General features: G+C 36.4%; 15 protein-coding genes. All 15 read right to left on the bottom strand.

Translation table 11 applies throughout. From position 1 onward, the window contains the following. Positions 1 to 3: 3 nt before the first annotated feature. The gene (locus tag ACFSCX_RS06840; RefSeq protein ID WP_377927429.1) at positions 4 to 3360 is read right to left on the bottom strand and encodes a type IV secretion system protein; all 3357 of its coding nucleotides are present in this window, start codon (positions 3358 to 3360) and stop codon (positions 4 to 6) included. Positions 3361 to 3376: 16 nt separating this feature from the next. Then, positions 3377 to 5473: a VirB4 family type IV secretion system protein gene (locus ACFSCX_RS06835; RefSeq protein ID WP_377927428.1), complete on the bottom strand. Its 2097-nt coding sequence runs from the start codon at positions 5471 to 5473 to the stop codon at positions 3377 to 3379. Beyond that, positions 5403 to 6323 (bottom strand): hypothetical protein, encoded by a 921-nt coding sequence (locus tag ACFSCX_RS06830; RefSeq protein WP_377927427.1) that lies wholly within the window; start codon positions 6321 to 6323, stop codon positions 5403 to 5405. Before ACFSCX_RS06830 ends, ACFSCX_RS06835 begins: the two co-directional genes overlap by 71 nt. Further along, entirely contained in the window at positions 6320 to 6655 is a 336-nt protein-coding gene (locus tag ACFSCX_RS06825; RefSeq protein ID WP_377927426.1) for a PrgI family mobile element protein, read from the bottom strand. The genes ACFSCX_RS06830 and ACFSCX_RS06825 overlap by 4 nt, the downstream gene beginning before the upstream one ends. 87 nt (positions 6656 to 6742) lie before the next feature. Further along, the gene (locus ACFSCX_RS06820) at positions 6743 to 7120 is read right to left on the bottom strand and encodes a hypothetical protein (protein ID WP_377927425.1); all 378 of its coding nucleotides are present in this window, start codon (positions 7118 to 7120) and stop codon (positions 6743 to 6745) included. Between the two features lie 371 nt (positions 7121 to 7491). Further along, a complete protein-coding gene (locus ACFSCX_RS06815) occupies positions 7492 to 7917 on the bottom strand; it encodes a hypothetical protein (RefSeq protein ID WP_377927424.1) in 426 nt (141 codons plus the stop codon). 19 nt (positions 7918 to 7936) lie between these two features. Beyond that, on the bottom strand, positions 7937 to 8146 hold the full coding sequence (locus tag ACFSCX_RS06810; RefSeq protein ID WP_377927423.1) for a hypothetical protein: 210 nt from the start codon (positions 8144 to 8146) through the stop codon (positions 7937 to 7939). 84 nt (positions 8147 to 8230) lie between these two features. Continuing rightward, entirely contained in the window at positions 8231 to 8392 is a 162-nt protein-coding gene (locus tag ACFSCX_RS06805; protein ID WP_377927422.1) for a hypothetical protein, read from the bottom strand. Between the two features lie 272 nt (positions 8393 to 8664). Beyond that, positions 8665 to 8790: a hypothetical protein gene (locus ACFSCX_RS06800; protein ID WP_377927421.1), complete on the bottom strand. Its 126-nt coding sequence runs from the start codon at positions 8788 to 8790 to the stop codon at positions 8665 to 8667. 22 nt (positions 8791 to 8812) lie between these two features. Continuing rightward, positions 8813 to 8992, bottom strand: a complete 180-nt coding sequence (locus ACFSCX_RS06795) for a hypothetical protein (protein ID WP_377927420.1) — start codon at positions 8990 to 8992, stop codon at positions 8813 to 8815. Between the two features lie 58 nt (positions 8993 to 9050). Next, entirely contained in the window at positions 9051 to 10322 is a 1272-nt protein-coding gene (locus ACFSCX_RS06790; protein WP_377927419.1) for a hypothetical protein, read from the bottom strand. 30 nt (positions 10323 to 10352) lie between these two features. Continuing rightward, entirely contained in the window at positions 10353 to 10700 is a 348-nt protein-coding gene (locus ACFSCX_RS06785; protein WP_377927418.1) for a DUF4258 domain-containing protein, read from the bottom strand. Positions 10701 to 10922: 222 nt separating this feature from the next. After that, positions 10923 to 12527, bottom strand: a complete 1605-nt coding sequence (locus tag ACFSCX_RS06780) for a hypothetical protein (RefSeq protein ID WP_377927417.1) — start codon at positions 12525 to 12527, stop codon at positions 10923 to 10925. Then, on the bottom strand, positions 12502 to 12750 hold the full coding sequence (locus ACFSCX_RS06775) for a helix-turn-helix domain-containing protein (RefSeq protein ID WP_377927416.1): 249 nt from the start codon (positions 12748 to 12750) through the stop codon (positions 12502 to 12504). Before ACFSCX_RS06775 ends, ACFSCX_RS06780 begins: the two co-directional genes overlap by 26 nt. Positions 12751 to 13031: 281 nt before the next feature. Next, on the bottom strand, positions 13032 to 13676 hold the full coding sequence (locus ACFSCX_RS06770) for a hypothetical protein (RefSeq protein WP_377927415.1): 645 nt from the start codon (positions 13674 to 13676) through the stop codon (positions 13032 to 13034). Positions 13677 to 13938: the final 262 nt, after the last annotated feature.

The following is a 13938-nucleotide window of genomic DNA, read 5'->3' as shown; positions in this document are numbered from 1 at the left end:
TACCTACACAATTCCAGTTGGTCTTCTTTTTTGCTCATATACTTTACGTTTTTCAAGTCGTGGGTTTACTTTAGTTGGCACTAAATCATCTACATTTAGTGAAGAGAAATAAGACGTGTGTACATCATTTCCATTTACACTATGAGAGATCTTATCTAGTACCATTCGATTATTTCGGTATATAACTTTCTGTTTGACAACTTGCCCTTGCTGGAGTCGTGGATCTCCTGGTCCTACAACTGATACACGATATTGTTTCCCGTCTGAAAGGGATGTTCCTACCACATAACTCTTATCGCTTTCCGTAATTAACTCAACATTTCTCATTTGTTTTCTAATATCAGAAGATGTGAAATGACCCGAATCAATCGCTTGGTTAAAAGGTTGGAAGTTAGAGTGATTCTGTGTTTGGACTCCACTAGGCTTTGCCAATAGCTTGTTTGGGTTTACATTGATACTTTCACTAAATGTGTACCTTCCACCCGAACTATCTAATTGGTAAGGAGTTGAATTCATCTGAAGTTGTCCATCCTCACCAAACATTAAATCTTGATAAACGGTTTGACCACTCTTCAATCCACTATGCCCACTGCCTATTCTTGATACTTGATGGGATTGTCCCGACTTTGAACGAACTTCAATATGTGTACCATCGGATGTTGTCACCATTCTAATCGCTCCTGGGGAAAGTACTTCACTTCCACTTGGATCAATATACGTGTGAGCTAGATGTTGTAGTTCGGATGGTTGATAAAGTTGTTGTTCTACTTTCGAGTTATGAGGGTTTATTTTCGTTCCTAGATTTGAACCAATTTCGTAACCTCTAACGCCTCCGAGTACCCCACCAACATAGGCAACACTATCTCTAAATGAAGCCTGACTAGCAACTGGGTTTGCATTTTCCGAAGAATATAACGACCAACCAGTTCCTAAACCAGCTCCGCCACCACTAAAGGCACCTGTCACAGTTTCCACACCTTTAGTTATAAGATTTCCATTTGAATTAAACCCTGTACTAGCACCATCTAAAAAGCCAGCTGTTCCTATCGTAATAGCCTGTCCTGTTCTCTGAACAAGATCGGAGTTTGCTAAAGCAGATAATCCAGTTGTTCCTAATGCAAAGTTAGTAGCAAAACTTCCAGCTGCTGCAATATCTTTTAAGGTTCCATTCGAAATATTACTTAGACGTGATAGAGGAATTCTCGATGATAAGTTACTATCAAACATTTCCCTATTTTTTTGGTACACATTATTTTGTTGTGATTGCCATTGAGCTTGTGCTTCTTCTTTAGGTGTACCATTATTCTTTGCTTCGTTCATAAAAGTTTCACGGTCTTGATCAGTTTTCGCCTTTGCTAAACCAGATACCATGAAGTCACGGTTTGCTTTTCCATTACCGATAACAGAAGGTCCACTCGTTTCATTTGCATAGTAATTCGTATCATTTTTAAGCTCTTGTAATCTTTTGTCCTGTAAATCACTGCTTAAAGGAGCACCTAAACTCTGTCCCATCTTCTTTTCAAATTCTAAGACTTCTTCAGCCATAATTTTTGCATATTCTTTTTTGTTGATGAGTTTACCCGTATCTCCACCTGTTAAGCGATCTGTCACGGAGTCAGCAATACCTTGAATTTGTCCTTTGGCTGAATCCACATGAGATTTCCAAGCATCATCTTGCTTTTTAAAATATTCCCCTTTCTCCTTTTCAGACATTTGTTCGATAGGCTTACTAGGTGGGTTGTTTTGTCTCCAATTACGATTAAATGTATCTCGGTTATCACCGTTTGCTTCCCAGTCTAATCCCATCTCTTTTCCATACATATTAGAAAGGTCTGTTCCTCTTGCGTGTTCATTTCCAAGCTCTTTTAATTTCCCTAATTGTTGCTCTGCTTTCTTTTTAAATTCTGGTTTTTTATTGGAAAGCTCTTGATTCCACGCTTTTGAAAGATCCGATTTATGAGCATCGGGAAACCGTTCCATAAAGTCTTTTTCAAATTGCTCTCTATTTTGATTGGCCCACATATTGGTTTCAGCTTTCGCCATTTCATCAATTAATCTATCTTCATTACCCTTGTGAACGTCATTAAATCCCTTTTTTCCTTCTTCTAAACCTTTTTTTAATCGATTACCTACTCCATGAGTAGTTGCAGCTAACGTACGCCCTGTAAATCCCCCCGCTTTGTCTCCAATTTCTGCTCCAACTGTTGCTAAAGCAATTGCCCCCGCTGGTCCCATTGGAGAACCAACAAGCGAACCCGCCATACCAAATACAGCTTTCCCTGCTTTCGAAGAAATTTGTCCGGCCTTTAACATTTTTTCAGCTAAAGAAGTCGAACCTTTATCTGTTCCAGTGTTGGATGCAATAGAGGAATTAGAAGTTTCACCTTCATTGTTTCTATTCTGTCTATCTTTTATTTTGTCTTTTGCTCCATTATATGAGTCTTTCAATGCTTGCATTAGAGGCTTGTCTCCCCAAGCACCTTTTGCTGCACCGTACATTCCCGCAAGGGCAGATAAGCCAAATGCTGCTCCAGCCTTCTGCATACCATTTGTCATAGGTGTACCTAACCCCAACAAACCTTTAACTGCTTCTCCAATTGGTATGAATATGATGAATAATAGAAGAGATTCAATGATTCCAGCCTCTGAGGATGTACTCATGGTAGCAATGATAAAAAATAACGCTGCATGAACCGATTGAACAAAGATGGTTCCAGTCAATTCACGTAGCCAAGCTCCTGTTATTCCTTTAGTTTGTGGAAATAGGAAGAATGCAAGAAATAGCGGTCCCATTCCCATTAAGATTAATAAGGTAACTTTTCGCATTGTGTAATAAAAAGATGCCCATATTGTTAATCCTAATAATACGAGTCCTAATGCAATTTTTCCTAAGAGTTCACTTTTGTTATCAAGTGGATCCATCATAAACAAATCAATTTGTTGATTATATGCGTCTTTAAACAATCCGATAATAGACGAATTGATTTCAAACAAGATTGCATAGAAAGTCCCGAGATTTGCAAGCAATAACGCAATAAGAACTAAATCTTTCATGTACTCAACTAAAGAGATTCTACTAGCGGGATTTATTACTGTACCACTTATTCTCATACCAGCATTAACTAGAGAAAGAATTATCATAAATCCTGCAAGTACCATAAAGATATTAAAGACTGGGACATAAACCTCAACTAATTCAGAAGGTTTAAATGTGGATAGAGCTAATTCATTTTCTTGACCATCGTATCCAAACACATACTTTTGAATGGAAGGGATATTAACGAATGGCGCTATAAACGAACGCCACATCCAGATGAATATATTGGCAAGTAACTCTAATAACTTATCGCCTAATCCCATTAATTCACCACCTATTCTATCTGCGTGCCATCATTTTCCGTTTTTTCAACATCTCTTCTAAAACTGCTGTATTACTTTCAATAAACACCATCTCATCTTCACTAGGGTCTGTTCTAAACCAAACAGATGAACCACCTTCACGTAAAATTCCTTCTCCTTTATCAAGGTTGCTAGAAAATAAAATTTGAAGTTCTCCATCAGATAAAGGAAAATTGTCTTTTATCAACTGTCTATCAATAGAGTTTTGCTGAAAGAACATGAAGGAATAACAGTTTTGTATAATCCCCCTAGATTTCGGGTTCTCGATTAATCGAACAAAGTCCTGAGAAGCAATTCGTAAGCCAGCTTGTCTTTTACGACTGCGACGAGCCATCTTCTCCAAAAATGAAACCGTTTGATCATTGTCTACTAGTGTCCAAGCCTCATCACAATACACTATCTTTCGCTTAGTACCCATACTTGGATCCTTAACAAAGTCCTCAAATAGATAGTTTAGAATTACGTGATAGGCCAGCGGACGTAAGAAGCCCTCTTCCATTCCACTTATATTAAAATTAACTATCCTAGATTGATTTAATGATTGAGTGACACCTTTACCAAGATAGGTCTGACCATCAAAGATAGGCTTACTTCCATCGTGTAAGAAAGGTCTTATGGCAGCTATTAATCTCTCGCACTTATACTCATTGCTATAACGGTCAATAAGATATTTATATACGTCAGAAATAGTAGGTTCTGGTTTTTTCACTTGACTTTGAATGATTTTTCCATCGATCTCTTTTGGAATACTCTCAAATAAAGATGAAGGATGTACGGTGATCTTTTTATCTTCTTCATAGACATACTTTAACGCTTCTTCTAAAAAGTTGCGTTCAAATACATTTAACCCTTCCTCTTCTTGATTTTTTCCTCTCATGAGAATATCAAAGAAGTTTAAGGCATCATTTCGCTTTTCTCGTAAAGGAACAAATCGGTAATATTTTTTTCCATCTTTTTCAATGATTTCTTTATCATCGCTTTCTTCTAACCACTGCAGTTCATCTTCATCTTCGTCGTCAATAGCAACATCTGTAAAATTGATGGCTAGCGGGTTGATTCGGATATCGGATTCCTCTGAAATATTTAGATTGATTCCACCTAACCGTTTCGTTACTCTCGAAAATTCATTCTCAACATCTATGATTCTTGAATAAACGTTATTACCCGTCATTTCTCTTGCAATTAGTAGCTTCATAGCTACCGATTTCCCAGAACCTGTAACTCCCAAGATTGTCATATTCATATTTTTAGGTTTATGTTCATCTGTTTCGAATGCCTGGATGAATTCTTTTTGTCCTGTGATTTTATTTATTCCTATTGGAATACCACCGTGAAAAGGCTTAGATCCACTTATAAATGGGGCAAAGGTGCTTAAAGCACGGCGGTCAATATTTCGATAGGAATCAGGTATTTCGTTTAGTCCTAAAGGAAGAACACTTCTGAAGCCTTTCTTAACTCTCCCCCATGTACTAACAACTTTAAAAAACATTCCTGACATCTCATCTTCAATAGCTTCTGCATATCGATTGATTTCTTTTTCAGATTGTCCATATAAAGTACCTAGTGTCCCAACATGGTATAGGTCATTCTCCGAAAACTGCAGTTCCCCCATAAGAACTTCTGAATCGGCTATTTTATTTTGTAAATCTTGAATTTGATCGATGTTTCCCCTCTTCACTTGGAAGGTTAAGTTTGACTTCAACATTGTAATTTGTTTTTGCAACATACGTATGGCTTCATTTTTAGGGATTTTAGATAAATGAAGCATCACATCAATTTCCCCTGAGCTCGTTAAAGAATAGAGCCAATTGGTTCGCATTTTTCTTGGATACCCATCTCTTGAAAGATAAAATGGTCGGAAGTACGTTTCAGTACCTAGTGACTGTTTTATTTTTCCGAAATCATCATTGGTAATACTGATTCCATCTGGAGATATAATGTCCCAAAAGTTTCCCGTCATCTCTACTTGTGTAGGTGTTTCTTGTGATGTAGTATTAGATTTCTTAGCTTGCCTTTTCTGTGGTTTCTTCGCTACTTTCGACGTCGTTTTCTTTTTCGCTTTGAGTAAATTCAAGATCTATCGCCTCCTTTATCGCTTCAATTCTTGTTGGGTCTTGGTCAGCGGTCACAAAAAGAGAGAGCTGTTCTCTTAATGCAATATCCTTAAATTTATTTTTTACCGCTTTTCTCCGATTCAGGGCATAGTAGAAAGTTTCTACAATCCCCTCATTTGTCAGTAATTCCACATACATTTTCCCTTTTGATAAAGCGGATCTAGCCGTATTAAATCTTCTGTATAATTCAGAGAAGGCTTTATCCAAAATCCTTTCTTCTAGTTCCTCCTTATCATCTGCTTCGATACCCTCTAATGAAACTTGATAAGGGATAAGAATAAAACGCTTTGTTTCAAAACGAGGATTCGATTGTTGCCAATACTCTAAATCTGAAATGAAGGACTTGCCATATTCGAGTGCATTACTAGATAAGTCATCTTGTGAATACATTTCTTTCTTCATGTTTTCAATAGCTTCTGACAAGTCGATAAATCGATTGGTTAAATACGGTATGACATCGTAGTTAATTTGGGCTAACCATTTCTCAAATTCGATGTCTATTGCTTCTTGTTCATCCTGAGATAAGAGGAAATAGTTTACGGGTGTGACTTCGGCCATCAAGACAAAACGATTATTATGAAGACGCAGCATATGGTGAGTTATCGTTTCAACATCATGAAAAAAGTTTTTCACAACATCAATTTCCAAATTATCTATATTGTTTTGTTTCTTTTTGAATTTCTTAAAGGAAACGTTGTTCGAGCCAGTTGATTTCTTTTCTTTCCACGGGAGTATAGGCTCTTTTAACATCATGCGTGCAAAAACATATAAGCCTATTGCGAGGACTCCCAGTATTAGAACATCTCTCATTTCATGTTCACCTCATCCTCTCTTCCTCTACGCCATTTACCGTATTGAGTGAATCGTTGGAATTTAATATAAAAATAGTAATCGTAGTTCATATTGTATTTTCGTTTCTTAGAAAAACCGAAAACCAGTACAATGATTGCTGCGGGAACAACACTAATTGCTGAAAGTATTAATGACACAATCATGTTGGAGAATAATGAAAAGACAAAAGGTACATAAGAGTAAACAATAGCACCCACAACCGCAATATAGATTAATTGCCGTTTGGACAGCACACCTAATATTTCTTTTTGTTCAGATGACATATCTACTGGAACGGTTACGTTCCTCATTTACCACACACACCTTTCTATAATTTTTAACAGAGGTAAAAATTATCCCCTCTTCTATGTTGAAGAAGGGATTCTCTACAAAGACGATTAACCTATATTCGTGATGTATCCCGCTATGTCGTAAGCTTTAACAATAATGTAGGCTCCGACTAACACCATGGAAAGTTTTATGAATCCCTCTGTTCTTTTTTGTGGGTTTCCACCAGCACCAGCTAATGTCATTCCACCCCATACTAAGCATCCGATAATCCAAAATCCACCGATCGCAATAATAATCCCTACAATTGTGTTCAGATCTTTGAATAGTCCAGCTGTTTCTAGTGAGTTACCACTACTAATACCTGATTTACTAAGAGCGTCACTGATGTCTACTTTTGCTGCAGCATCAACTGGTGCAAAGTTCATTACCAGGACAGCAACAGCTAGGACAGCTAATAGGGATAGAAACTTTTTTGCGTTTTTCAATTTTTTACACCTCCGTTAATTGTGGGTACAATTTTTTACAAACAAAAAAATTCCCCAATAAAAACACGATGAAAGATAGCGCACAAGACTTTGCTTGTGTCTCTTCATGTTTTTATTGGGGAATTCCCATTGTTTTATATAAAGTTGTAAATGTATGATTCTATGACTTAACAATTTCTATATTAGTAGAAATGGATGGAAAAATCAATGAAATATTTTACTGCCATACTAGAGTTAGAGATAGGGAAGGTTTTACCCCTTCCCTATTCAAAAATCTTATTGATTACTCAAATCCCCTAGATTCAAGGTCATTTACTATATCTTTTCAAGATACGCTCTAGAAATCAAATATGGTAGTTTGATGTGTAACTTCATGTCCTAGATATGAATAGTATCTCTTTTCTATTTCCTCTAATGTCATTCCTAGCCTTTCCAAGACACCTACTAAACCATTGTTTGCCATAGAACCTTGGCGCAAGGTCATTGCTCTGTCCCCACTTGTAAAATTCAGCATGATCATAGTCAAACGTATTGAAGTAGTTAAATCTTCCTTCTTTACGGTCTAAGCTGCTTTCTATGAATGAGTCTGCATAATTTTGATAGAACTCACACAGCTTAATAGGATTAGAATATGCCATAACATCATTTACAAGTGACAAGCAGTTTTTCAAGACATTAAACGCATAACTCACTTCTCCGCTTTCTTTGAATGAAAGAAAAGAATCTTTCAGTTCTAAGATACGAATAGCTTTTGTACGTTGATCCTCCGTTTTATTGTGCATTTTGATAACATTCATACTCTCACCCTTTGTTTAGTTAATCTGTTTCGCCCTCGTACTGAACAAATAATTTACTTTCCTTGTGTTCTTCTTCAGTCGCAATATCATCAAAGAACAGTTCCTCTAGTTTCTCATCGGCTTGAGTTAAAATTAAGAACCCTAATTCGATATGTAATCTTTCTTCATCCCAACTCTTTGCAGCTTCTATTACTCTTCTTTGGATATTTGTTGCGGTATCTTTTGACATTGTTACTTTCCTCCTAAGTTTGATTTACTTATTTCTCTAGGTACTCACACTCTCTTTAAAGTCACTAATTCTTCGTGCTGTGTATCAATCCTTTAACTCGTAAATGATAAATCCTTCCACCTCATCTTGATAAGGATTCATTTTTATTTCTTTGGGATAATAGCCATTTTTATAGTGTTCGTTCATACTTTCTTGAAGTTTATCTGCCTTGCACCAATAACTTTTAACAATAAATTTTTCTTTCAATATAAAAACCTCCTTATTGGGTTATATGTGTCTTATCCGTATTAGAAACGTAAAACACAAACATTTTAGGCATTATTCAGCTGATATTTAACCATTAAAAACTGAACATTAATCTTCACCCTCGTAAGAATCAATCTTATTTGCTAAGTGCCAATTTTCTAATTCTGCCTTTTCAATCATTTCTTGTTCGGCTTTTATTTCTTCATATGTTGGATATCTCATATCTTTTCCTCCTCGCAGTATTTGTCTTATCCATATAAAAACGCCTTCTTCTACTTTTCTTCCTGACAACCGCATTTTTCTTTAGCGATTTCTACAACTCCACTATGTTCAACGCCAGTTTCATACTCGAAATATCCTAACCCATTACAAACTGGACAAATTTCTTTTTCAAACATTTTTACAAACTCCTTTATCTAGCTATTTACTGTCCTTTTCAATACTGTTTCCACATACGCAAGAAACAGAGTCTATTTCAAAGTCTCCAAGAGATAAAAGGACTTCTCCATTCTCGTAGATACCACCTTTTGATATACCTTCATGTTCAATGTCAAGTTTGCTTTCTTTATTGCATACTTCACAAATCAGCTTAAATGCCATTGTATCCACTCCTTAAATTTTTTTAATAAAAATCCACTAACAAATGATTGCTAGCGGATTAAAAAAGCCTCTTGAATTGTGGAAGTACCCTAGAAATTAGAGCATCATCGATTCCTTTATATTCATTTTCATTCCATATTACGAGGTTCCCTTCAAAGCCTAACTTCTTGCACTCTTTTAAACATTCAAGTAAGTGGACTTTTACAAAGGGATTACTCATAGAGTCAGCATCAAAAGCAAAATTCACTTTCTTTACTCCCATCTCTTGTAAGATTGGGATCGCTAATCTCCATCCTCCGGCTCCTGGTAACGCTAAAAAAGTCGTTCCCACATCGTCTAATTCCAAAGGATCAAATAATTGTGACGTTAGCTCACTAGCAATATCACATTTTAATGGTCCTTCAGATATCCAAGCCGTGTTTGCTTTCATAAGTGTTCCTGTCTTCCAGTTTCGTAGTCTTTCTGAAGGAACAGCAATATGAACAGGTGTTGGATCGCCCGCTCCTGTCCCTTTCGGCTTTTTACCACTAGAGACCCAAAAGTAGCGATTTCCTTTCTTTAACTCAACTGTTCCAAAATGTTTCGTTCCTTGAAAGAGATTAGCGGGTTTCTTGAGTTCAAGGTATTCTTCAAAGATGATTTCACCTTCGTAAGAAACTTGTACAAGATTCGGCTGCTCCTTCACGGTAGCCTGTAACCCTTTTTCTCCTCTACTAAGAGTCGCCACATTCGGTGGATTATCAACTCGGTACTGGAATCCTACAATTTCGTTGTAGTGATTACGAAACGGAATCAGAATACCTTCTCCACCAGCAATGTTCCACAAAGGACCATATTTTCCTTTAGCTTCAAAAAAGCCAGGAACACCAGTAAAGTCTTGAATTCCTGTTAAAGATTGAATCTCTTTTGCAGTGGCCCACGGTTTTTCTGGAAAGCTTCGATATTCTCGTACGTATATTTGTTCATCGGTTAACTGTCTTGATGGACTTGTCAGATGTTCATAATGTGCATCTGACAAGGTTGTACAATCAATTAATCCTCTGAAAACAGTATGAAGGAAGGAATTCTCTCTCTTCTCTTCTCCCATTTTCTCAACCGCTACTGCATCAATTTTCTCTCGTTTTTTCTTGCCTTTTAGAAAATGTAACCAAGAAGGAGCACTTGAATTTTTACTGAAGGTTGTATCACTTTCTGTACGAATACACGCAACAGCAGCACCTTCATTGTTTATCATGCATCCTCCTACCTTGCCACAAACAGGACACGCCTCACGATACAACTCATACCAATTTGGTATTCTAGTTCGTCGTAACGTATTTCTTACTGTCATAGAAAACACCCCTCAACGTTTACTAATGTCCTAAATACAACAATCAAAGCGACTGTGATCCGTAGGTGGCATCACCGTTACAACGTGAAAAAGCTTCTCTGTTACTTCTGCTAATACCACGACCACCGGATTGTTATCATAATCTGCACCTGTAATAACATAATTGAAACAGGTTTTCTGGGCCTCATTGTGAAAGCCTGTTTGTACTTCATGAACTGTACCGTTCATTAGACAACAAACAATATCTCTCCGAGTATACCCTCTTTTGGCAAGCCGCTTTTTTGAGTGGTTGCCAATCTTGATCACACCAAAATCAGAACCACCCATTAAGATTTTACGAATACTCCTCATTTTCATTTGATACATTGGATTGCCCATTCGTTAGACCTCCTTTATTGTTTTTTGACAACAAAAAAAGCGGTCTATGTGCGAATAGTTTTACTTAACTTCTACATAACAAAGAGAAGTTATCTACTCGAACACATAGTCCGCTTATTGTTTGTTAAGATACCCGCTAATCCATCCATTTGGATTGCCTAGAAAAGAAAAAAAAGAAAAGTGTTATACGTTCACTATACCAATTTCTTTTCTACCTTTCAATTATCTCTTAAACAAAGAAGCTACTTTTCTTACGAAAGATGGCTTTTCATCTTTCACTATAAAAGAGTCACCTAGTAAATGTTTCCCCATATTGGTAAACGGACTTTTGACTTGTTGATATACATCTCTATGTAGAACAATAGGTGTTTTCTCATAATAATTTCTCATCACATATGGTGACAGCTGAGGGATAGACGATAACAAGGGAATATCCAAGTCTGCCGAAAGTTTCTTCTCTTGTGAAAACTCATACTTTTTATTAAAGATAAGCTTTGCCTCTACTGAATAATGTTCGATAAGAGAATGTATATATTTCTTCCATGCCATGATTTGTTGAAAGCTATCATCTACCACAATCCAAAGTTCGTCTACATGCTCTAAGGCTAATTCTGTATAATTGGCCATTTTTCCACTCGGCAGATCCACTAAAACCACATCAAAGTAATTTACCCCATTGAAAAAATGAAAGAGTCCTTCTTTAGTCCATTTGTATTTCGTGTCTTTATCATCAAGCGGGAGCCAGTTGACACCTTGATAGTTCCATACGACACGATCAACAGGTGCGTGTTTATCATGCAAGGCATTCGAATATGAAACCCAATTCTTAGGTGCATGACTGTATCTACTTAACATAGATTTCATGATATGCTGTTCATTTAACCCTTCCAGTACAGCCGTTAGAACACGTTCTCTACCAAGAAAGATTCCAAAGTTAATCGCAAGAGTGGTAATACCTACACGATGTAGTGGCGACCATATGGCAATCGTTTTGTTTCGGTCCCATTTCGCTTTTAGGAAGGATGATTTTCGTATTTCTAATGCACGTCCATCAAAGTCTACGCTCTCGATGGGAACTTTATCTTGTTTAGAAGCTTGTTCTGCCTCCTTGTTTTTCAGTTCTTTTGCGGATACCCGTGGAATTTTTTCACTTGGTTCACCTTTATCCTCTTGCTCTTTGTTATCTACCGGAGACCGTTCATCTTCTTTCCCTGGTTTTTCATCTTTATCAGAGGATTCATCTTCCTGATTATCTTCCTGTTCCGTTACCGCGTCCTCAGCTGACTCCTTAGTAGGTTGAGTTTGGTTCCTTTCCTTAAGTTCCTCATTGGGGGGCGCTGGAGGTTCAGATAATCCTTTATTCTCAACATGAACCGAATTTTGATTGTCACTGTCTCCGTCTTGGAGAAATGGATTTTTGTTCGGTGAAGCAGAATCAGAATCCTGTTGTTCGTTCCCTTCATCCTCCAGAGATTCTTCTTTGATGTTACGAAAGTTATGGATCACAATCCATTGCTGTATATCTTGAAAGTTTTTATATTGTAGAAAATGAGGACTTTCAATTAATTTGTCCTCCTGGTCTGATAAGAAGATAACAAGACTATGATTTTTCATTTGGGTTAATAAATTCACATCATCATGTAGAAATTCATTCCCCGTCACAATGATGAAATAGCCTTGATTAAACTTCTCACGCAGTAGATCCAAAGAAGAGATTCCTTCAATCTCTACTTCCAGACCTTCCATTTTCTCATAATGAGTTTGGAAAAACTGGCCGATTTTATCAATCGTTTTCTTTTCGTTAAATGCTATGAGAATCTTGTCCATCTTCCAGCTGCTCCAATTCTACTCTTTTTAGGTATTCATTTAGTCTTTTTACTAACTTGGGTGTAAAGGCTAATTTATAATTTTCAACATCTCCTAAGTAATTAGCAGTTACACCGATTGCACGAGCAAGTTCATATTGTTTAATCCGTAATCTTTTTCGAAGAATAATCATTCGTTCAACATCATCAATTACGGATATATCTTTAAAATTATCTATCATCATTTGGGTATCTCCTTTCTATATTCGGTTGTAGACAAATAAAAAAGCCCATACTTCACCTGTTGGTACAGGAAAAATATGAGCGGTATTCGCTATTAAGGTTATTTAATTATATGAGTTGAATAAGTTAATCATACCTTCTTTTTAGTATAAAATAAACTAATTTATCATCAAGATTTAATTATTTATGATGGATGTTGTATAGTCGTCGGTACTCTTCATCTGTTATTTCATTGTTTGCATAGGTGTGATTATCTTGTGGAATTAAAGTTCCATCTTGATGTCTACCATATGTATGCATATCCTAATTTTTCACTATTTGGTACTAGTATCTCTTTTACGAACGGTAAATTTTCTGCACCTTTCTTTATTATCCCTCTATTCTGATACATTCCTGGTATTAACCAAGGCTGTCCCTTATAAAATGCACTAAATTGAAAACTAATAATATCAGTCAGTAAATGAATTGCTTCAAGAGCATCCTTTTTCACTTGTTCACTGTTCTCTGTTTCCAAATTAAAGTGAATCGATTTATTTCTAATTAACTTGAGTTTATTAAATGCGCTAACAACGTCAGGAGTAAAAATTCCCCATGCTTCTAATGTACTTATTACTATATCCCAATTGTCAAAGGACTTTTTCCTAAAAACCTTTTGATATTCAGGAGTACCTTTATGATGATCTCTAAGTGTGAGGATTAAGTGGTTTAAGATCCGTTCTCCTAACGAACAAGCACCTGTAAGGGCGGGATAATAGCTTCCCATAATATAAGAATCTTTAACTTGTTGAAAATAGACATTATGGTAGGCGATAATAGATAGCGGTTGAATACCTAATTCGATGAAGTTATCTACTTTTTCTCCAATATTTACAACTCCATAGGTTGCTACTAAACCATCTACTATCGTCCTCTTAGTTTGTTTCCACATTTCCTTAGCTTCATTATTCCAAAATGATCCTCTATTTTCTTAGTTAAATTATTTACTCTAAAGTCAAAGCTATCAGTCATCAACACATATCTTTTCATCTAAGCACCGTCCTGTTAATAAAATATTGTTATTATTTGCTAAGTCTACTATAATATAAAGTAATTACTTTTTCTTTTTTCTTTTTGTTAGCAACCTATTTGTATAGGTTAGCGGGTTAATGAGTAAACATACGGAGCCTTTGGGCTTGTTTATTAGATACTTA

Source organism: Bacillus salitolerans, assembly GCF_042680805.1.
GTDB lineage: Bacteria > Bacillota > Bacilli > Bacillales > SA4 > Bacillus_CJ > Bacillus_CJ salitolerans.
This window is presented reverse-complemented; position numbering and strand designations above follow the sequence as displayed.